The 20,004-nt window shown below is 38.0% G+C and carries 26 protein-coding genes and 1 tRNA gene; 7 read left to right on the forward strand and 20 right to left on the reverse strand.

What is annotated here, in order from left to right; all coding sequences use genetic code 11:
* Window positions 1–64: 64 nt before the first annotated feature.
* Together deoC and H6G59_RS15405 are read right to left on the reverse strand one after the other, a co-directional pair.
* Window positions 65–751, reverse strand: coding sequence for a deoxyribose-phosphate aldolase (gene deoC, locus H6G59_RS15400; RefSeq protein WP_190715838.1), 687 nt, complete (start codon window positions 749–751; stop codon window positions 65–67).
* Between the two features lie 167 nt (window positions 752–918).
* Window positions 919–2,049 (reverse strand): DNA cytosine methyltransferase, encoded by a 1,131-nt coding sequence (locus H6G59_RS15405; RefSeq protein ID WP_190715840.1) that lies wholly within the window; start codon window positions 2,047–2,049, stop codon window positions 919–921.
* A 62-nt stretch (window positions 2,050–2,111) separates the two neighbouring features.
* On the opposite strand from H6G59_RS15405, the gene H6G59_RS15410 reads away from it, so the two are divergent.
* Window positions 2,112–2,867, forward strand: a complete 756-nt coding sequence (locus H6G59_RS15410) for a P-loop NTPase family protein (protein ID WP_190715842.1) — start codon at window positions 2,112–2,114, stop codon at window positions 2,865–2,867.
* Window positions 2,868–3,090: 223 nt separating this feature from the next.
* Here the strand turns inward: H6G59_RS15410 and H6G59_RS15415 are convergent, their stop codons facing one another.
* On the reverse strand, window positions 3,091–3,315 hold the full coding sequence (locus H6G59_RS15415; protein WP_199332050.1) for a hypothetical protein: 225 nt from the start codon (window positions 3,313–3,315) through the stop codon (window positions 3,091–3,093).
* Window positions 3,299–3,784, reverse strand: a complete 486-nt coding sequence (locus H6G59_RS15420; protein WP_190715851.1) for a PIN domain-containing protein — start codon at window positions 3,782–3,784, stop codon at window positions 3,299–3,301. Before H6G59_RS15420 ends, H6G59_RS15415 begins: the two co-directional genes overlap by 17 nt.
* A 46-nt stretch (window positions 3,785–3,830) precedes the next feature.
* Here H6G59_RS15420 and H6G59_RS15425 point away from each other — a divergent pair, with 46 nt between their 5' ends.
* On the forward strand, window positions 3,831–4,337 hold the full coding sequence (locus tag H6G59_RS15425) for a hypothetical protein (RefSeq protein ID WP_190715852.1): 507 nt from the start codon (window positions 3,831–3,833) through the stop codon (window positions 4,335–4,337).
* Between the two features lie 235 nt (window positions 4,338–4,572).
* Here the strand turns inward: H6G59_RS15425 and H6G59_RS15430 are convergent, their stop codons facing one another.
* Both H6G59_RS15430 and H6G59_RS15435 read right to left on the reverse strand, forming a co-directional pair.
* Window positions 4,573–4,779, reverse strand: a complete 207-nt coding sequence (locus H6G59_RS15430; RefSeq protein ID WP_016952965.1) for a hypothetical protein — start codon at window positions 4,777–4,779, stop codon at window positions 4,573–4,575.
* Between the two features lie 179 nt (window positions 4,780–4,958).
* Window positions 4,959–6,377 carry a YcjF family protein gene (locus tag H6G59_RS15435; protein WP_190715918.1) on the reverse strand — a complete coding sequence of 473 codons (1,419 nt, stop codon included), beginning with the start codon at window positions 6,375–6,377 and terminating at the stop codon, window positions 4,959–4,961.
* 152 nt (window positions 6,378–6,529) lie between these two features.
* Here H6G59_RS15435 and H6G59_RS15440 point away from each other — a divergent pair, with 152 nt between their 5' ends.
* From H6G59_RS15440 to H6G59_RS15450, 3 genes are read left to right on the forward strand one after another with little or no spacing between them, the layout of a single operon-like run.
* The gene (locus H6G59_RS15440) at window positions 6,530–7,042 is read left to right on the forward strand and encodes a DUF29 family protein (protein ID WP_190715854.1); all 513 of its coding nucleotides are present in this window, start codon (window positions 6,530–6,532) and stop codon (window positions 7,040–7,042) included.
* 45 nt (window positions 7,043–7,087) lie between these two features.
* Window positions 7,088–7,399, forward strand: coding sequence for a hypothetical protein (locus H6G59_RS15445; protein WP_190715856.1), 312 nt, complete (start codon window positions 7,088–7,090; stop codon window positions 7,397–7,399).
* Between the two features lie 7 nt (window positions 7,400–7,406).
* Entirely contained in the window at window positions 7,407–7,790 is a 384-nt protein-coding gene (locus tag H6G59_RS15450; protein ID WP_190715859.1) for a toxin-antitoxin system TumE family protein, read from the forward strand.
* A 48-nt stretch (window positions 7,791–7,838) separates the two neighbouring features.
* On the opposite strand, the gene H6G59_RS15455 is transcribed toward H6G59_RS15450, so the two are convergent.
* The 6 genes from H6G59_RS15455 to H6G59_RS15480 all read right to left on the reverse strand — a co-directional run bounded on the left by H6G59_RS15455 (window position 7,839) and on the right by H6G59_RS15480 (window position 13,435).
* A tRNA-Met gene (locus tag H6G59_RS15455) sits at window positions 7,839–7,915 on the reverse strand.
* Between the two features lie 53 nt (window positions 7,916–7,968).
* Window positions 7,969–8,922, reverse strand: coding sequence for an asparaginase (locus H6G59_RS15460; RefSeq protein ID WP_190715860.1), 954 nt, complete (start codon window positions 8,920–8,922; stop codon window positions 7,969–7,971).
* A 102-nt stretch (window positions 8,923–9,024) separates the two neighbouring features.
* The gene (locus H6G59_RS15465; RefSeq protein WP_190715862.1) at window positions 9,025–9,525 is read right to left on the reverse strand and encodes a CGLD27 family protein; all 501 of its coding nucleotides are present in this window, start codon (window positions 9,523–9,525) and stop codon (window positions 9,025–9,027) included.
* Window positions 9,522–9,983 carry a ribosome silencing factor gene (gene rsfS / locus H6G59_RS15470; protein ID WP_127052519.1) on the reverse strand — a complete coding sequence of 154 codons (462 nt, stop codon included), beginning with the start codon at window positions 9,981–9,983 and terminating at the stop codon, window positions 9,522–9,524. The genes H6G59_RS15465 and rsfS overlap by 4 nt, the downstream gene beginning before the upstream one ends.
* Window positions 9,984–10,387: 404 nt before the next feature.
* A complete protein-coding gene (locus H6G59_RS15475) occupies window positions 10,388–11,659 on the reverse strand; it encodes a glycosyltransferase family 4 protein (protein ID WP_190715864.1) in 1,272 nt (423 codons plus the stop codon).
* Window positions 11,660–12,385: 726 nt separating this feature from the next.
* Window positions 12,386–13,435 (reverse strand): anti-sigma factor antagonist, encoded by a 1,050-nt coding sequence (locus tag H6G59_RS15480; RefSeq protein WP_190715866.1) that lies wholly within the window; start codon window positions 13,433–13,435, stop codon window positions 12,386–12,388.
* Between the two features lie 199 nt (window positions 13,436–13,634).
* On the opposite strand from H6G59_RS15480, the gene H6G59_RS15485 reads away from it, so the two are divergent.
* The gene (locus H6G59_RS15485) at window positions 13,635–14,432 is read left to right on the forward strand and encodes a 7-carboxy-7-deazaguanine synthase QueE (protein ID WP_190715920.1); all 798 of its coding nucleotides are present in this window, start codon (window positions 13,635–13,637) and stop codon (window positions 14,430–14,432) included.
* A 123-nt stretch (window positions 14,433–14,555) separates the two neighbouring features.
* Here H6G59_RS15485 and H6G59_RS15490 read toward each other — a convergent pair whose 3' ends face one another.
* From H6G59_RS15490 to H6G59_RS15505, 4 genes are all read right to left on the reverse strand, one after another.
* Window positions 14,556–15,200, reverse strand: coding sequence for a DUF3318 domain-containing protein (locus H6G59_RS15490; protein WP_190715868.1), 645 nt, complete (start codon window positions 15,198–15,200; stop codon window positions 14,556–14,558).
* Between the two features lie 77 nt (window positions 15,201–15,277).
* A complete protein-coding gene (locus H6G59_RS15495) occupies window positions 15,278–15,835 on the reverse strand; it encodes a hypothetical protein (RefSeq protein ID WP_071191557.1) in 558 nt (185 codons plus the stop codon).
* A 568-nt stretch (window positions 15,836–16,403) separates the two neighbouring features.
* Entirely contained in the window at window positions 16,404–16,835 is a 432-nt protein-coding gene (locus tag H6G59_RS15500) for an HNH endonuclease (RefSeq protein ID WP_190715870.1), read from the reverse strand.
* A gap of 5 nt (window positions 16,836–16,840) precedes the next feature.
* The gene (locus tag H6G59_RS15505; RefSeq protein WP_190715872.1) at window positions 16,841–17,203 is read right to left on the reverse strand and encodes a hypothetical protein; all 363 of its coding nucleotides are present in this window, start codon (window positions 17,201–17,203) and stop codon (window positions 16,841–16,843) included.
* Between the two features lie 84 nt (window positions 17,204–17,287).
* Between H6G59_RS15505 and H6G59_RS15510 the strand changes: the two genes are divergently transcribed.
* On the forward strand, window positions 17,288–17,575 hold the full coding sequence (locus H6G59_RS15510; RefSeq protein WP_190715874.1) for a hypothetical protein: 288 nt from the start codon (window positions 17,288–17,290) through the stop codon (window positions 17,573–17,575).
* Here the strand turns inward: H6G59_RS15510 and H6G59_RS15515 are convergent.
* The 4 genes from H6G59_RS15515 to H6G59_RS15530 all read right to left on the reverse strand — a co-directional run bounded on the left by H6G59_RS15515 (window position 17,541) and on the right by H6G59_RS15530 (window position 19,897).
* Complete coding sequence (locus H6G59_RS15515; RefSeq protein ID WP_190715876.1) at window positions 17,541–17,795, reverse strand: type II toxin-antitoxin system YoeB family toxin; 255 nt, start codon at window positions 17,793–17,795, stop codon at window positions 17,541–17,543. The two genes, H6G59_RS15510 and H6G59_RS15515, sit on opposite strands and share 35 nt — an antisense overlap.
* Complete coding sequence (locus H6G59_RS15520) at window positions 17,776–18,027, reverse strand: type II toxin-antitoxin system Phd/YefM family antitoxin (protein WP_190715879.1); 252 nt, start codon at window positions 18,025–18,027, stop codon at window positions 17,776–17,778. Before H6G59_RS15520 ends, H6G59_RS15515 begins: the two co-directional genes overlap by 20 nt.
* 65 nt (window positions 18,028–18,092) lie before the next feature.
* The gene (locus H6G59_RS15525; protein ID WP_190715881.1) at window positions 18,093–18,341 is read right to left on the reverse strand and encodes a hypothetical protein; all 249 of its coding nucleotides are present in this window, start codon (window positions 18,339–18,341) and stop codon (window positions 18,093–18,095) included.
* Between the two features lie 62 nt (window positions 18,342–18,403).
* On the reverse strand, window positions 18,404–19,897 hold the full coding sequence (locus H6G59_RS15530) for a caspase family protein (RefSeq protein ID WP_190715883.1): 1,494 nt from the start codon (window positions 19,895–19,897) through the stop codon (window positions 18,404–18,406).
* Between the last annotated feature and the right edge of the window lie 107 nt (window positions 19,898–20,004).

Genomic DNA, 20,004 nt, shown 5'->3' on the forward strand with positions numbered 1-20,004 from the left:
ATTAGTCATTAGTCAGTGGCAAAATAAATGACAACTTACAAACACAAATTACAAAAACCAATGACTACTCACTTTTTTCTTTTTCCACGTGATTGCGCTGACGGAGTAAATCAATACCACGAGATGTGCCTAATCTTGTCGCACCTGCCATGATTAAATCTAGGGCTTCGTTGTGGGTGCGAATACCACCTGATGCTTTAATTCCTACCCTGTCCTTTGCCATTTCTTTCAACATCTGCACATCTGCCACCGTTGCTCCGCCATTCCAACCTGTACTAGTTTTTAAGAAAGCCGCACCGGCTTCCATAGCTATTTCCGCAGCTATTCTTTTCTCCGGTTCTGTCAGTAGGCTAGTTTCTAAAATTACCTTGACACATGGCCCCGCTACTTCACAAATTGTAGCAATTTCCCGGTGGACTTCCTCAGTTTTTCCAGCTTTTAACCAGCCTAAATTAATCATCAAATCTAACTCCTCAGCGCCATTTTCCAACGCTTCTTGAGCTTCGTAAAACTTGACTGCTGAAGTTGTTGCACCAGTAGGAAAGCCAATCACCGTACAAACTTTGGGGTTTTTGTTGTGGAGAAGTTCAACCGCTTGCTTGACATAACAAGGTTGCAAGCAAACCGTCGCAAAGTTAAACCTGTATGCTTCATCACACCACTGTGACACCTGTTCTGGGGTAGCAATTGGTAAGAGGAGGGAGTGATCGATAAATGGCGCAATATCAATGTTTGGATAGTCTGCTGCCATCGTTTGTTCTGCCTGTGATAGATTATTAAAGTTTATGAAAAATTAAAACATTTCTTATATATTAAACCACATATATTACGAGTTTATCCTGAAAACGGGCAGTTAACTTAGTTTGGTATATCGGCTTTTTAAGTGTTTTCCAATTTATAAGGGTATTTAAATTGACTTTAAGTAATTTTAGTACCAGTTGCTAAAAAGTCAAGAATATTTTGAGCTAATGCTTGTGCTGCTAAGTATGGCACACCATTACCAACGGTTTTAAACATATTCGTAAGTGACATATTTTCTGGAAGTGAAAAATTAGCAGGTAAAGATTGAATAGCTAAAGCTTCCGCAACAGAAATACGTCTAATTTTGTAAGGATGTAAATGTACTTCATTATTACCATAACAAGCTGTAGGAGAATAACGCCATCTATGCAAACGTTTAAATGACTTTTTAGAATCATCTCCTTCTTCAATAGTAGCAAATTTAGTTCTACCTGCTCTTGGTTGAAAATAATGTTTAGCGTTGGGATGGTTTAAAACATCATTTTTTCTAAACCAATATTCTACAGTTAGTTTTTCAGGAATATTTTCAGGACAAGGAATTATAGAATCTTCTTTAAATGGTTCGCTTTTATTCCAAGGATACGCAAATACTTGATTTTGAGGATATAAAATATATTTTTCCCAAGGAAATGTAAAACCATCTTTAATTCCTATATCTTTGAGAAAAATATTTCTAAAGCCAATTAAAATAATTCTGTCTCTATCTTGAGGGACACCATATTCAATAGAATTAATTAACCGTTCTGTTAATATATAACCTGCTTGTTGTAATTTTATTTTCAATAATTCATAAAATAAACGATGTTTTGTTGTTCTCCACAAACCTTTGACATTTTCAAATAAAAAGAAATCGGGTAAGTTTTGACAAATCAATTCAATATAAGAGGATGAGAGTTTACCATTATCGCCTAAATGTCCTTTGTTTTTACCACCAATAGAAAAATCAGGACAAGGTGGCCCACCAATAAAACCAATTATATTATTTGATTTACGGGAATCTTTGACTAATTCTTGAATGCGTTGTGCTTGTGTTCCTGCGATTAATTTGCTTACGTCTGTGGCTTCACCTTGATGATATCCATATTCAGGTTGTGGGAGTTTGAGAAGTTCCCGTGAATAGCGATATGCGGACATGAATGGGGGGAATATTTCGTTAACGTAAGCGATTTTATAGCCTATGGTTTCAAAGCCTAAGTCGAGGAATCCTGAACCGGAGAAAAAAGAGAAGATGGTAGGTTTAATTGTCATGAAAAAAGATTTTTAACAGCGATCAAAATATACATTTTATGAATTAAGTGCTACTCTGATATTTGAAGATTTTACTTTTATGTATGGCACCAATAATTAGTATTTTTAACAACAAAGGTGGGGTGAGTAAAACCACTTATATGTTCCATAGTGATTATTTTATAATTCCCATCTCTCCTGATCTATTCTCAATTAGAGGTACAGAAAATTTAGGTTCTAAACTTGAAGCCTGGCGTCAAGGTTGGGAGCAGTGTAATAATGCTTGGAACAATAAAACTTTAACTCTACCGCACGGACAACCAACATTTTTAGGTTATGTGATGCAACAGCACAATATCCGTGAAGATTCTGAAGAAAAAATGACGAAAGGCTGGCAGATATTTGGAAATCGTATTGAGTCTGCAATTCAAGAAAATATTGTCAACAGATTAGCTAAACTAGACCAGGTTTATTACTGGCCTGATGGGAATTTCAATCTAGGAAAAATTCCTAATCTTCACAGTCTTATTCCTTATTCATTAGAGGCAAAAAAACCAGTTTTTGATTGTACCAGTGTAGATGGTTTGCGTGGCGCACATATTAGTAGAGCTAGAGACTCAGTTGAATATTTTGAGCCAATAGCACAAAGACTTTTGACTGTGCTTAACAGTCATGGGTTTTTTGAAAAGAAAGCAAAACCCAACCAAGTCCCGAAAATGTTGGGTTTTCTCAACCCAACCTACTATTTTTTTAATGGTGCGTTATTGAGAGATAGAGCGACTGTTATTCACATCTTCTCATTATCCCATAATGTGCCAGGGAATAAATTCCCTGTCTAATAGTTCAAGTCTACTAAAGTAGACTAAAGATTAATTTTCAGTCCACTTTAGTGGACTTTGGCTATTAGCCTGCGATTTCAATCGTAGGCGGGTTATATCAATTTTCATTGAGCTTGCACAAAATCGCAAATCTTAAAATCAAGATATATCAAGATTTGGGAGTCTTCGTATTATGTGCATCTTCAAAGTAAAACGATATTAGTTACATAATACAAGAGTTGAACTATTCAATAATTTCATCATATTGATTTAAATCGTCTTCTGGTAATTCTTTAATATCCATAAACACATCTGCTAAAGTTTTTTCATTTAGCCATTGATGACGTTCTTTTGTATAGTCTCCTTTACCTGGGGTAAAATATTGAATAAATCGAATAGTATCGGCAACTCCCAGAGAATTTATTAATGCATCGTAGCCTTGTTTAATAATTTCATTTTGGGTTTTCATCATTGCTTTCCTCTACTTGTATTACTTCTGCGAGCCATTGCACAGGGTTGTTAATTTTTACGTTAATTAATTGAGAATATTTTTGAGATTTTTTAAGAAGTCTATCATCTGTTGTCAAAAATATATCTGCCTGACTTCTTTCAGCACTAGCAATGTGAGTAGCATCATAGCTGGAGAATCCTAATTTTTGAAGTTCGGTGGCTCTGTTTTCAATGAAGACGCTATTAATAACTTTAATTTTAGCAATCAAGAGTAATTTTTTGACGTTTTGGAGTCTTTCTAAATCAGGTGTTTGATTTAATTCGGAGATTAAAGCACTGCTGTTGATTAATTTCCAATTTTCTGATTGACATTGACTCAGAATTGTCATAATAGCCTGTGCTTCTACATAAATACGAGATTGCATTTGATCATCAAATGGACGATTCAGACAACAAGTATCAAGATATATTCTATATTGTGTAATCATGGTATTTAATCATCTGAATCATAAATATAAGGTGTTCAAAAAATAAATGTTTAACTTACAACGAATATTCACCGGATTTGTCTTAACACTGTTCCAAATAATATACCGGATAACTCATTTATTTGTCGAGATTAAATATTTTTTCCGCCAACGCGCAGCATTGACAAAATATCAGGAAATTATCGATTGGGTTAAAACTCAAAATATACCCTTAGATACCAGCGAAGCCTTGAAATTACCTGATCATTTACTTGGTATTAGTCATGATGACTTAGTTCAAGTCCTCCATACATCAGAAGATAGATACTATGTGGCAATCATGATTAATTATAGCTTAGGTATAACAGGTACGACACACAGAGTTAAAGGTATATTTGCTTGTGATGTACCTTTAGAACCCAGATATTTGACTAAAATTCCTAATGTTTGTCACCGTATCAATATTTTAGGAGAATATCAAAAACCATATAAAGTAGCCTGGGCGTTTACAAATCTTGAAGTTGATAAGCAATATAATGATTGTCTATTTGCAGTTCATCGTCAATTAAACTAATTATTTTATAACTTTATAATAGATTTTCTTAATCTACGGAGGTACAAAATTATCTGCGTACCCTGCGGGAAGCAAGCTATATCTGCGTTTATCCTCCTCTATCTGCGGTTAATTCTTTATTCCTTTACCTCACTGAGATGGGGATCAAAATTATAGGTATTTACGCGAATTCATCCAACAAGATATTATTACTTGATAGGTATCTCCGAAGACAACCTATCGAGTATTGTCTTCATTAATTGCCTTTTTCTGCAAGTGCTTCTAAATGAAAAGCAATATTATTGAGTGCGAACTGAATTTCTGTACTGTGAGGAATACTTCTCCATCTTGGAGTTGTTGCATGATCCAGTGCGGTTGTATCTAAGTATCGTGCAAAAACGATGATTTTTTCTGGATCTGTTGCGGCTGTAGCCAAATTTTCCAAAAATTCTTGAGGTGTCATAGGTTTGCAAATAGTGTAAACATCTGAGAAAATCAGAGATGTTATGAGAATAACTGCTACACCATCATCAATCTGTTCAAAATTGCCTTAAATTTCTCCAATTTGAAAAATAAAACCCGCTTTTTATTTAGGAATAACTCCACTGAAAGCGGGTTTCAAATTTCTGATTTTGTGCGAAATTATCCGACAACTTCAACTGGCTTCGCTTCCGGTAACAAACGTTTCACACCTTGCTTAACAAAAGCTTCCAAAACAGCCATTTTTTGATTCTGCTGGAATACTGTTTGTAAAACTTGGCGTAATTTTTCCAGGTTCAAACCATTTCCTGTTTCTAAAGCTATTTCTTGCTGTTCAAAATACTCAACTAAGCTTAACCCAGCAACTCTAGTTAAATAAGCAGCACTCACACCTTCAACTAGTCCCCCAGCAACGAAGGTGATAGCGTTAGTTTTGAGAATACCAGTAACAGCCCTTGTAGAAAGTTCCACTAAACCTAATTTCAACATTAAACTTCCCATAGTTCCGGCTACTTGTTGCGCTTGTTCTAAGGAAATTTTTTGCTGATAAATATTACCCAAATCCATTACCATTTGAGCATTAATCGCCGCAGTTGCTAATATATCTAAAGCGGGAATTGGGTTAGCAAAGGCAGCAGCAGCAGCAATCCACTGATTTTGTTCTATGATAGGTGTAGAGCGATCGCGCCGTACCCCATTTAAACAATTTTTCGCCTCCGCTTTCAATAACAGCACTTTTCGCATCGTTGTTGTACAAACTAGCTGCTGTCCTTGCTGTCCTAAAACTTCCCCTAACTGCTGCGTTAACTGTTGAATATCTGGTGCTGGTTGTTCCATCCATTCTTGCACAGAACCATCAGCTTCATGTTTCCGCACTTTCACAGAAACGGGAGAAGCCGCAGTTGCGACTACATTACCTTGCATTCTTTGTTTCAATGATTGCAAAACTGTAGCACGTTCATCTATTTGATACTGGTCTTGTTTATTAAAAACCAGTAATGTTGATTGTTTTGCTGCTTTTAGTTGTTGTAAAACTCGAAATTCTGAGTCTGTCAAATCACCGTTTGTCAGGAACAAAACAAAATCTGATTTTTGCAGTTCTGACAAAATAGCTACATTTGAACTTTCACCCAGTTCTGTAAACAAAGGTGCTGTTTCCGAAAAATGTAGAGACGTTGTATCTAACGTCTTGAGAATTTGAATAACTGCACTTTTACCTACTGACTTTCCACCAGTAACAGCAACTTGAATTGCTTGTCTATCTAACTCTAAAGGTAATTTAGCAAGTTGTTCGCGTAGGCTTTCTAAAGCTGGATGGTTTGCGGCTTCTTCTGCGAGTTGGTTGATGATTGCTTCTGTTTGAGCGATACAACTTTCTACAGATGCCCTATCTACAACCATATCATTTAGCTGCTCATCAGGGCGATTTTTCTGCAATAACCACAAACCCCCACCCACAGCTAAAGCACTCAGAAGGCCGAATTCTCCCACTTGAACTATTGAATCATGCCAAGTGTCTAACATCCACAGGGAGAAGGACAATCCCAGTCCTCCCACCAATATTGGTTTATGTAACTTCACAATTCTGATTCTCCGCGCTTGGATAGCTTTATCTTCAGAATAGATCAAAACCTGCTTTTGGGAGTGCCACAAGTAAACAGATTTAATTATAAAATACAATTATGCACTGGTTGAATAAATATTCACTGATTTATAACTTGAGGTTAGTACATATGACACAAGAATTAATCGACCTCAGAAATAGCATTACAGAAGGACGTTACACAGATGCTTTAGCAATTGTGGATGAATTAGAGGGAATGAGTAAACAAGCAATTATCCGTAATATTCAAGCTTTTTTAAAGATTCTGCTGATGCATTTGATTAAAAATCAAATTGAGCAAAGATTAACAAATTCTTGGATTGCTTCTATTCGTAATTCATTGATAGAAATCAAAAAACTAAATCTGAAAGATAATAAAAAATCTCATTACATCAATCAAGATGAATGGCAAATTTATCTAGAAGATGAAGTTACACTAGCAATAGCGGATGCAAGTTTAGAGGTTTTGAATGGTACTTTAAAAAGACAGCAACTTTCGCAAATGTTAAATAAACCTCAATTAATCTTAAATGCAATTGAGTTATTAGCAATGACATATAACTATCCAAATAGAGAATTACCAGACATTATAGATAATTATCTTGCTCAATTACCAGGTGGTGAAGATTGGAACAATGGCTAAAACTTCTGAATAATGCCAAAATTGTAAAATTCAAGGTGAATAAATATGAATACAAAGTTGATTGAATCTATAGCTCAAATTATTTTATCTTTGTCTGAAGAAGAACGAAAATTATTAGAATCAAAAATTACGAACTTAGCGTCATCTCCGACAGTTAACCAATCAAGCAAACAAAATATATTAGATTTAGAAAATCGTTTAAAAGAATTTGAAAAACAATATCAGATGTCATCAAGCAGTTTTTACCAGCAATTTAAATCAGGTAAATTAGGAGATGGAATGGATTTTTTTGAGTGGAGTGTCTTCTATGAAATGTGGAATAATGCACAACAAAAATTAACATCCATAGAGAGTTAATTTTCCAATGGAACTCCAAGATTATATTATCAGGGTTAAAATAAAACTGGATACAAGTTCAGCAGTTAAGGAAATTGTGATAGTTGATGAAAGAATTTTACTAAATCGAGGTTACTTCCGAGCCAGATTGACTTTAAATAACGGTGACTTTCTAGAACTTGCTGAATCTTTCACTATCACAGATGAGGATTGTGTTACTCTTGATTATCGTTATCAATGGATGGATAAAACTAAGGAAAAATTGAGAAAGCGTTGGGATAGCGTCAGGCATTTTCCCAATTTACCGAATTTTCCGCACCATGTCCACATCGCTCAAGAATCGAACGTAGAACCAAGTCAATGTCGGAATATCCTAGAATTAATCGACTTGATTGAAAAAGAACTTCAATAAAACAAAACCCTCCAATCAATTAAGATTACAGGGTTTGATTTTTTAATTTGGTGGCGGGAAGTGGATTTGAACCACTGACCTTCGGGTTATGAGCCCGACGAGCTACCAGGCTGCTCTATCCCGCGTCGCTTTTGTCTCTCGACTTATTTAATATAACTCGAAGTCAAAAGTTTGTCAACTATAAAAACGATAATTCTCCAATTACTTCCAAACGCTTGTATTTTCCAAGGTTCATAAACTTCTCAGATAGGCTCTGGGCAACGCTGGGAGTAATCCAGCCCAGTTGTTGCAGCAGGTGAATGGCTACGGCATATTTTGCCCGTTTAGCGCCATCCATGACTTTAATTGCCAATCCCATGCCTTCACCAAGTCGGCCGATGCACTGCACGCCTTCTGCACCAGCTTTGCTGACAAGTTCGCTGGGAGCTAGGCGCATCAGTTCGGTATCGAATTCTCCTTCTCCAGCTACCATGTTGGGATGATGGTTCATGGCGCGGACAATGCGTTCCATATCCAAACTACTGCTGGAGGCAAGCACAGCATATAAAGATGCCATTTGACTGAGTTGCATCAAATATGTGGGTGCGCCACAGTCATCATGGGCGGTGAGAAATTCTTCTGCAGGCATTCGCAGCAATTCTGCCACTTTGGTGATAATTAACTGCTGGACTGGGTGTTTACGATCCAAGTAGCTAGTTAAAGGCCAATGACGTTGCTGACAAACGGCTAACATTCCCGCGTGCTTACCAGAGCAGTTATATTCTAAAGGACTGCTTTTACCTTGAGGAATTGGACATTGGAGCGTAGTGGGGTCAAGATCAGCCCGCCACATAATGTTAAATACCTGCCGCACCTGTTCTATGCTGCCTTTGTGGGAACTGGTGATGATTGCTAAGTCGCGATCGCTCAAATCATAGCGTTCCAATGTGCCTGTGGTGGTGACAGCCAGCGCCTGAAATGGTTTGAGGGCAGAACGGACAAAGGCGGCCGTTTCAGCATTGCCAGCGACAGAAAGAGTCCGTCCCCGTTCGTCGCTGACAACAGCCTGGACTATATGCCGAGATTCGATAATACCTTCCCGCAGCAACCGGACTTCCAATGCTGTGGCTTGAGTTCGTTTTCCCATTGTCATGGGTTTATATTTATTTTGTGAATTATTTCAGTGGTCAGTCGTTAGTTGTTAGTCGTCAGTCGTCAGTTGTGTAACACTAATGACCAATGACTAAGGACTAATTTATAAGAAATGCCAAACTATAGTACCAATAAGATACATGAGAGCCAAGCCTGCAAAGGTAAATTGAAGGCGTTGGAGGATGGGTTTAATCTCGTAGGAGACAATCAAGCGATCGCGTGTAATGACTTCCTGGGGTTTTGTCCAGGTTTGTCCGTCATACCAGCCTGATTCTTCATAGAATACTGTGGGACTGTAAAGGCGATCGCGTACATAGTACCAACCTAAATACAACCGCACCAATACCAACACTACCCCTAAACTGGCGGCTGCGGCTCCACAGAGGAGAAAATGAACAATATACTTATGTGGAGGAAAGCTGGCCGCAGCTACTGGCCCTGCTACTAGCCACGACCAACCCCAAATCCAAAAAATTTTTGTCAGATACCCGCGCCTGCTTAAGATGCTATCTCGAAATAGCCAGGAGTTTTTTAGCTCTTCGTATTCATTGAGCGGTTGTTGGTCTGTAGGAACGGGGCAATTAGAAACCGAGGATCTCATCATCTTGGCTTACCCTCACCGTCATCGGAGTTTGGTAGCGAAATCCGTTCTGCATGAATCCAGAACGCTTCTAAATTATAAAACTCTCGTTCTTTGGGCATCATGATGTGAACGATCACGTCACCATAATCTTGTAGCACCCAACTTCCCTCAGCTTTTCCTTCTGTCCTTAAGGGGCGGCGTTGCAGGTCGCTTTCGACTTTGGCCTCAATTGCTTGTGCGATCGCTCTTACTTGTACTCTAGAGTAGCCAGTCATCATCACAAAGTAATCTGATAGATAAGAGACATCTACTACTCTGAGCAATAAAATCTCTCCTGCTTTGCGTTCCGAGCCTGCTTCGGCGATGGTTCTAGCTAGTTTTCCACTCACCTCTTCAGTTTCAGCTATTGAACTGCTTACTGTATTCTTTGTCAGAGGGACGGATTGTAATGGGAAATTTCCTTGGAAATAATCAGTCATTCAACCTCAGGTGCTTTTTTCCTTTTATAAGAACTTGTTCAATTTGCTTATTTTTGATAAGCAAACTCACTGCTAATTTATGATTACGTTTTTTTGAATACTAACAAAAAAATAGGTGTTTATGGGGGATGTTTGACAATTAGCCCCTCTGAGCGTCATATTTTACGTCGGCTGGGAAACTTCTGCCTCAATGCACAAGTAACGCTTTTCTGCAAGATGCTATGCTAATACCAAAGTCACAAAGAAACGCGGAGAGGGGGAGACGCGGGGACGCGGAGATGAGGAGACGCGGGGACGCGAGGAAAATTACGAATTACGAATTACGTATCCCTAGCGGAACCGTAGGCACTATTACGAATTACGAATTACGAATTACGAATTACGAATTACGAATTAGTAATTAGTTAAACCTCCTGTTTTCTCACGGCTTTGGGTCCAATTGCTTTACCGTCTGCGGTTAAAGAGTAACACAACGACTCATACTGATTTAAAGCTTGCTCAAAGGAATAATTTTCCACAGCATATTTACGACTGTTTTCACCTAGGGTTTTCAACTTTTCTTGGTTTTGGTAGAGGTCTAAAATTGCCATCGCTAAGGCTTGGGGATCTTCTGGAGGAACGATAACTCCACCACCACTTTGTTTAATCGCTCTAGCGGCTGTACCATTTTCAGGTACAGACCCCACTAACGCGCTGCCGCTGGCAAGTAACACTTGAATTTTGGAGGGCATATTGAAAGATATGACATTTTTCTTCTGCACTACCAAACCTACATCTGCTGCTGCCAACATTTGTGGTAAATCTTTGCGAGCTTGGAAGGGTAATAATAAAACATTATCAGCACCCCAGTCTAGACACTGCTGTTGTAAACGTTGTAACCCTTTGGCTTCGCCAACAATCACAAAGGCAATTTCTGTGATATCACGTAGTTTTACAGCAGCTTTAATCACTGTTTCTAAGCCTTGTGTCAGGGCTATGTTCCCTGAATATAAGGCCACAAATTTACCATTTAGGTTATGTGTAGCGCGGAAGGGGTTATCCTCTTTTGGTAATGGGCTGATAAAATCCACGTCAACCCAGTTGGGAATTTGGATAATTTTATCGGCTGCTATACCCTTGGAGAGCAAATTTTCTACAAACCCATCAGCAATAACGCTAATTTTCGTGGCTCTGGCGTAGGCAAATTTTTCTAATTCTGTAAATATTTTGATTAGTAATTTATTTTTTAGCAAGCCGACGTGGATGGCTGCTTCTGGTAATATATCTTGTAGATTTAAGATCACTGGACAAGCGCGTAACCATCCTAGAAGTGCAGCAGGTACGCACACTGGCAGAGATGGCGAGGTGGAAAGTATTACATCTGGCCGCCAGCCGATGATTGCCGGAAAAAAACTGGTGATCACAAAACTACCATCTAGCATCACCCGATCTAACAGGTTGGGCTGTGGACGAATCCACACATAACTGCGTTGGATGTGAACACCATTTTTATGTTCGGTTACATAAAATTTGCCGCGATATTCTTGGTAAATTTGACGTTCAGGGTAGTTAGGCATAGCTGTAACTACGCGTACTTCATGGCCACGCTTCACCAGTCCCTCGGCTAATTCAGTCATTAGTGGGGCAATACCAATCGGCTCTGGGTGGTAGTTGTAGGAGTAAATTAAAATCCGCATAACAAATTAGTCGGAGTTTCCTGGTTTTTTGTTGAATGACAATAAGTATTTGTCTTCAAAGTCACTTTGGAGCATAATATCTCATTATCTCTTTATACTTCTTTCTTGCCAGTAACTTTTCGTTGAAGATTATGTAAATTTTGATATCAGCTTTTTAAAGAAGATGGAGTTTTTTAGTAACCATACCATAAGCTAGACTTCGGACTTTGTGTTTTTGAGCTTTTACAAAGAAAGGCAGAGGGCAGGAGGCAGAAGGCAGAAGGAAAGAGGTTTTTGGGCAACTTTACTTTTCGTTACATAGTACTCTTCGAGAAGCCGCTGCGCGTCTACGGTTTTTTTGTGCCTTTCTACTTATTTATACTAAATGATATCTTTACTACGTAAAACGCGATATTAGCTTTGTTTGTGATATTCCCGCTGTACTCTTTGTCAACTATCAACTTCTATACTTTGCTATATCTACGACTTCCGTAAGGGATAGAGTGGATGACAATTAATCAGATCGGCAACTGCTATAAAAGCAAAATTTACCCAGAGCCATAAAATAGACTTGGGTAAATTCAGAAGTTAAATTTGGTAGTTTTAGCTTAAAGAGTGAACAGTGAAAAGTTCTGAGGGCAGAAAGGTGGGGTATTTAGACAAGCCACCAAAGCCAGAAAACTAATTTGTGGAGGACTTTAGAAAGTGTAATGAAACTGATAACTGATAAGTAATAACTGATAACTGTTAAACTGCTCCACTGTTTTTGTTAAACAATATGGTTATGGTTTTGAGAATCAGCCTTAAATCGTAAACTAAAGTCCAATTTTTTTGATACTGTAAATCTAGGCGAATTACATCTTCAAAACTGCGTACTGTGGAGCGACCGTTTACTTGCCATTCGCCGGTCATGCCAGGTTTAACATCCAAACGTTGCCACTCTGGTACTTCATAGCGTTCCACTTCATCAGGTGTAGGTGGCCGAGTACCAACTAAACTCATTTCCCCTTTGAGGACATTCCAGAATTGAGGTAATTCATCGAGACTTGTGCGTCGTAGAAAGCGACCTACCCGTGTAATTCTGGGATCATTCTCATTTTTAAAGAAAGCACCTTCGACTTGGTTTTTGACTTGAGATTTTTTAGCTTCGGCATCCACGCACATGGAGCGAAATTTCCAAATAGCAAAATGTTTACCCATCCAACCGCAACGGATTTGACGGAAGAAAATGGGGCCGGGATCGTTGACTTGAATGGCGATCGCAATCGGAATGAATAAAAACCCTGTAATTACTAAACCTATCAATGATCCCACTATATCAATCAGCCTTTTCATCCACGAGGCCACAGAAGGATGAGTTTGGGGTAGGGGATCTACTTTCCTCGTAACGTTCTTCCGACTTTCTCCAGGGAGAATAGATTCTATGGGTTCGACGCTGTTTAGGGTTTCAATAGAAAATACCTGATCTAATCCTGTCAGGTTTAGCACTGCCATGACTTGGGGAGTAACGTTACGAAGTGCGAATGTGGTTCCTTTTTCCTGGGCATATTTGAAATTACTCACCAAAGCCCCTAATCCACTACTATCCATAAAGGTAGTATTTTGGAAGTCAATGACAACGTGCTGAGGTTTTGAATCAGCTTGGATTAAGTTTTGGCAGGTTTGCTTAAAGCCGACAGCCTCAAGCACGCTCAAACGTTTAGACACCTGCACTGTTGCTGTGTCGTTCAGGTAAGTAACTGGGAAATCTGCCTCTGTGGGTTGGCTACTCATGAAGCTATGCACTTTAGTTGCCATCTAAATCTAATCTGCCAAACATTGTTTTGTCCTAGAAAATTACTTAACCTAATTTTGAAACAGTAGGATTAAGGACAAGTGGCTAGTTTTTCGCTCAGAGATGGGAGATCTTCAGCTAGGGTTCACAATGGAACAAGAAGCCAAAAACATACTTGTTGTTGTGAAAAATCAGTGCGATCGCGCTGCTATCTATCATCTCATGATTGCTAAAACTAGAGTTAAACCTACCGCACGCCTGGTTGAAGTTTTTTCTGCTATTCAAGGGGAAGGACTGAATGTCGGGACACGTCAGATTTTTATTCGCTTTGGTCTTTGTGACTTACGTTGTCACTTTTGCGACAGTCCCCATACATGGAATGCACCCTCTATGTGTAAGATAGAGCGTTCACCTGGATTAAGAGATTTTGAAATTCACTCTAATCCGGTTCCATTACCCATTTTAATCGAATGGGTGGAAAGGCAAAATCTACCTTCTCTACACGATAGCATCAGCTTAACAGGGGGAGAACCACTTCTTCATGCCCCATTTTTGGCACAATTTCTACCAATCGTGCGATCGCTCACCCATCTACCCATATACTTGGAAACAGGCGGACATCGTCCCGAAGAACTTGGTCTGATTCTTCCTTACCTAGATTCTGTAGGTATGGATTTAAAACTGCCTAGTGTCAGCGGCGAAACTTATTGGACAGAACATAAAAAATTTCTCCAAATTTGTTTTGATGCAAATTTAGAAATTTTTGTCAAAATTATCGTCTCTCAAAAGACAGAGCCAGCGGAATTGGAACGTTCAGCTATGTTGGTCGCTGCGGTCAGTCAGGATATCCCCATCTTTTTACAACCTGTTACGCCTTTGGCAGATCCGGAAAAATTCAGTCAAGTACCGGTTACTGCACCGACTCCGGATCAAGTCTTAGTATGGCAAGCTTTGATGAAGAAGTTTGTGAAGTCAGTACGAGTGATTCCCCAGACTCATAAAATGCTCAATCAGATGTAAGTGGAGGCAGGGGGCTTTCTGGCAGGGGGCTTTCTGGCAGGGGGCAGGAAGTAATTTTCCCCATCCCCGCGTCTCCCCATCTCCGCGTCCCCGTGTCTCCCCATCTCCGCGTCCCCATCTCTTCTAAAGTCCACCTTCGTCCATGCTTTTAGATTTAGTTTTGGCTTTGTTGGCGCTGCGTTTAAGGGCAGATAATCTGGCTTCATATCGAGAACGCTGACGCTTGCTAGGGGTGTTTTCAACTAAGGTTTTCAAAGCACTACCTAAACTCTTGTAGGCGTTGGGGAGACTGTAACCGAAACGAGTTGCTAGAGCGATCGCTTTTTCGTCGGCATCGAGTATTTCTTTGAGTTGCTTGTCTCCGTTATTTTTTTGATAGAGTCGCCAACCAGAAACGCCACACAGCGCCAAAGCTAAAACCAGCAGCAATCCATCTTGTACCCATAATTCACCCACAGCACCACCTAATCCAATGGCCAGTGCTGCCATTTCCCAACCATCTTTGGGAATCGTGTCATTTTGAATGCGAGCCACTTCGTGCCAGAACAGGAGATTACGCTGATCCATTGCTAGAGCATCCCATTTCACCAAGTCGATTTGAATTTCTACTTGGTCTTTACCAATTTCTTCGCAGCGGACCAGGGGTGGATTAACCTCAGTTGTTCCTTCAACCGTGACCCAACTTTGTAATTCTGGTGGTAGTAAGCTTTTCAACCGACGGAGTTCACTCATTTCCGCTTTGGCTGAGGAGGTTGCATAGGATGTCATAAAATCCAGCCCTAAAAAACTTTAGTATATAGTGAGGGTATCACTTTGGAGTATAGCTATTTCAGTGATAATCCGCCTCACTCGTTCGGAAAACTTCCCCGTTTTTTCCGAGCTTCCATTGCTTTTTCTAGCAAATCCAGTAATCCTGGGGCTTCTTCCTGAATACTGAGTAACAGTCTTTCACCGAGTTCTATATTACCTGGGTCGTGACCTGTTACCATCACCTGTTGTAAGCGGGGTAAAGCTATGCTGTCAACAATCTGAATTAATCCACTCAGACAACGGTGAAATTGTCTTTCTGTGAGAATTGAGTCTTCTAGGGGAAACTCAATAATGGCACGAATTTCACCATCGGATGGATCATACTCCCATTGCAGCATTTTGGTTTCCCAAGAAATGGCCAGCATTGTCTGGAGGATGGATGCTTTGTGAGGATGCTCTTTCACACCTGCCAGAACTTGAGGTGCAAAAACTCGGAAAAATTTTCCCTGTTCATCCAGCTGGACAACTATCAGAAAATCTTCTAGGTTTTCAGCTTCTACACCTGTAATAATCCTGTCTTCATCATCATCAAAACGGTATTCCCAGCCAAGGTTGTCTAAGTAATTGGCTATCTGTTTCAGATTAGCTCCCATAAAAGCCTCATAAGGAACGGTGGAGCGGCTGTCACCAGACCTAGTTTAACCTGCTATGGGCATTGATTTAGATTGGTGCAGCTTCTTCTTGAAGAAGTGGAGAATTTATCTAGATTCGACCACTTAAGCTAGAAATACCCTAATTTTACTGGTTAAGGTGAGCATGAGTACCGAAAATTCTCTCAACTCATGTTTGAGCGTAGTTAATCAAGAATTTTCGCCTCACCAATTCCAGTGGTACTGGACAAAATATATCACTTTATTTGCTCATTATCTTGATGTAGGGAAATAATTTGCTGTTGTTATTTGCTTTTGTTGACAAATGCCCTTATCTGAAATATCAGAAAATTATAGAACTCTAGAAGGGAACATCCCGATAAAAATGAAAAGCTAATACAGTTTGGAACATTTTTATAAAATGAGACTTTTACCTTTTATTTTAACTCTAAAATGTTAATATATTGACTAACATAGTTAAACCTAAAGGGTTTTTAATATTTAATAAATTTTCGATTTGTTCAAAAACTTCTGGCTTCACTGGAAATTTTTTCATGTTCATTTATTTTTCCTAATTTTCTGGAGGATGCCAACCAGCAAGTACCCAATAACTGCGAACTTCCAATGCATCTGCATCATCACTTAAATGTAAAGCTTTAACAGTAGCTCTACCAGTTGGTGTTTTTCCAACAATTTGTAAACCATCTTCTGTCCAGAAAAAATGTTCAAACCAAACTTGAGTACGGGGGTTAAATAATTTAACTATTTCGCCTGTTTCTGCATCAATACCTGTCGTTTTATCACTTTTATATCTATTACAAATAGGACAAGCTAACCATAAATTTGATTCATCATTACTACCACCTTTGGCTATAGGAATAATATGTTCAATTTCCAAACGTGCCATTACTAAACGTTGAGGACTCAAACAATAACCACAACGATTTTGAGCATCTTTCCGAACACGACGTTCTATTTCAACAGGAATGTAAAATCGAGCCATGTCTGTTAATTAATTGCAGGTATTAAACCGCGTTCAACAGCCACTTTTAAAGCTTTAGCTTTACGTACCAAACCACATCGGTAAACTTGCATTAGTTCGTCTAGTTGGCTATTTTCTATATCATTTAGCTGTCCTTCTTGCTGACGTGCTAAAAGGTCGCTGAGAATTTCTTGCTGTTGACTTTCCATTTGCAAATTGCACAATATTAAAACCTGCTCATCTGGTAATGATTCTACAGGTAATTCATTACTAGCGCGGTCAATCCATTCTAATAATACATCTTCAAGACGGCGGTGGGTAAAAGCAGCGATTTCTTTAGCTTTTTGCACCAGGGTTTCCGGTAGTTGGAGAGTGATAGTTTCAGACATTTTGATAAAATGAAACTGTTATCTTTTATTTTAACTCTAAAATGTTAATATACAAGTAACCAAGTAAAACCTAAGTTAAAAACTATGACCAATATTAATATTTCTGTACCTGAATCACTGAAAAGTTTTATTGAACAGCAAATTGTTGAGGGTGGTTACAATTCAGCCAGTGAATATTTCCAACAGTTAATTATTCAAGAAGCACAGCGCCAAAGTAAAGGAAGTTTCCATAAGTTGCTGATAAATCAGGAAGAATTTGAAACTACTTTAGATGAATTAGCTGATGATTTTGCAGCCTGTGTTGTTGCAAATGCGCCTATTTTGTCTGATTATGCTGTTAGTCGTGAAAGTATTTATGAGGATCATCCTTAACAGTGGAATATTTAGTAGATACGAATATTTTATTGCGTCTTGTGCAGCGCACTGATCCATTAAATGCAGTTTTTAGTGGTTCTGGTTTACCTATTCCAGAAAATGCTTCTCTTTGGATATCTTTAATTAAGTCCAGGATTTTTTTAAATACTTTTTTATCTTCCTTTCCCCACTCACCTAATTGTTCAAAAGCTTCTGGTTCAAATGCTACTTTTTTCATATTCATCTAAATCAACATAAATTAAGTTACCTTTATCTACATTTTCCATAGCTTTGAACAGATGTTTTTTGTTAGCTTCTGATTTGAGAAGATAGGTAGTTTCATCTTCTTCAGTAGGTGATTCAACTAGGATAATAACTTCTACAACTGTTCCTGCTGGTATTTCAGTGGTAGATAGTTCAATTTTGCCATCTTTACCGACAATAGCCTTTTGTTTAATTCCACTGAGCATAATTTTAAATTACTCTGATAAAGTCAGATGTACTTATTCTATTCTAACTCTATTATTTGAATAAATTAAGCCGCCTGTTCACCTAAAACTCGCCCTCCCACGCGCTCATATTCATGCTCAAGTAACCAAAGTTTTGCTTCTTCATAGCTGAGACAAGCAAAAACAATTTTGTATTTTTCCGTAGGATCTAAAATGCAAAAATTATTTTTATCGTCACCAAGCAACATCAAAATGTAGGGTGGTATAGAGGTGGGGTCAACCCATATTTCTGTAAACTGCCAGTTATTGGCTAGGTCGGTTGCGGGGAATGACATGATTTTTAATTGTTTGGTAATTTACACGTGTAAATCCAACAATAAATATTTTAGACCTCAATCTAAACCAACTTAATTAAGTATTGTTTAAGTTCTTCTATAGATTCATCAAGAACATCTTTCCATAGCAAATTTGGGTTTTCAATAATGTCTTTCCAGCGAAACTTTTTTTTATTCCACCTCAAAGAATCCCAATCAACGGCAAATTGCTGCCAACCACTTTTGATCATTATTCCTCTAGAAAGAAGAGTTAGAACGTGCGTTTGAGAATGAACCAGAGCAATTATGACGAAGAAAGGTGAGAGAGACAATTTATCAATCGGCTGGAATTCAATATTAATAACTTCATAAGGAAGTGAATTTGAAGCATGCAGAGAGACAGGATATTCATTAAACCGACTAAATGAGGCTAAGAATGGTGCTAAGAATGATGATTTAGGGGCAGTATTTCCTATTGGTTTCTTGACTATTGTGATTAAGTATTCTTTTTGCCAGTCCTCAATATCGGCCATTGTGAGAATTTCACTACTTTTTGCAATATCTGATAGTTTCAAGTGCCAATCGAAATTTAATTGATAGAAAGCACTTACTATTTCGTCATTAATTGGATAATTTAAGAGATGATTTTTAATATTTTCTAAAGTAGTTGTAATATCGGATTTCTCAACAAACAATAAATCTTTTTTTGCTAGAACTTGTTGAAGGTTTTCTAGCATATTTTTTTCACGCACTTCTTTTTCTTCTACTTGTATAGCATCATTTTTTTTGTAATATGAATCTTCAAATTTAATATCTTTATCATTCTCTAGATAAAATTCTTTTTTTAATTGTTGCATTTCCTCACTATATTCTGAAAATACTTCTATTCCTTTCCATTGGTTAATAAAGTAAGGAATTTGTGTGTTCATTGATCTAAATTCATCACTAATAAATGCTTGAATATCGCGGTAAAGTACTGTAGTCCCAACATCAGCTGACAAAGCTGCCTCAATGAACTTGGTTGTAAAAAAGCTATCTTTTCCCATCATCTGAGATTTTTGATCATCATGGCTAGATGCCATAAAAATAACATTTCCTAATGTGTTTTGTAATGAATTATTATCTGTATATTCTGAAGAATTATCTTGTATATCTTTGATATATCTATATCCTGAGAAACAAGCATCTATAACTTTTACGGTTAATTTAGGGTTCAATAAACGGATAAAATCATCAATTTCAGAGTTTTCCAACGATGTCATCCCTAGCTTTTTATCTGTAAAATCAGAACAAAGCATATAAAATTTCTGATCTACATATTTCCCGTGACCTGAGAAATAATAAAAAACTTCTTCAATTTCAATTTCTTCTTTTTCATATGACTGGAGAAAAGAACGAATATTATTTTTAACCTTGGTAGCTACTGTTTCATCAGTAATACATAAAATATTCTTATATTTACCAGTTGCCTTAAGAAGCTTATTGATACGAAGAGCATCTTCTTTAGGAGCAATAATTTCATGATTTTCGGAAGAAGAGAAATACTTGGAAACACCTATAACAATAGCTATATTCATAAGTAAACTTTTAACTGATTTTCACAATCTCTAATTATTAATCATATATTGGAATTAAATAATTTTAGCAGTAATTAAAAAAATACCCTTAGATTGTACATATTAAA

The organism is Anabaena lutea FACHB-196 (assembly GCF_014698305.1).
Classification (GTDB): Bacteria; Cyanobacteriota; Cyanobacteriia; order Cyanobacteriales; family Nostocaceae; genus Anabaena; species Anabaena lutea.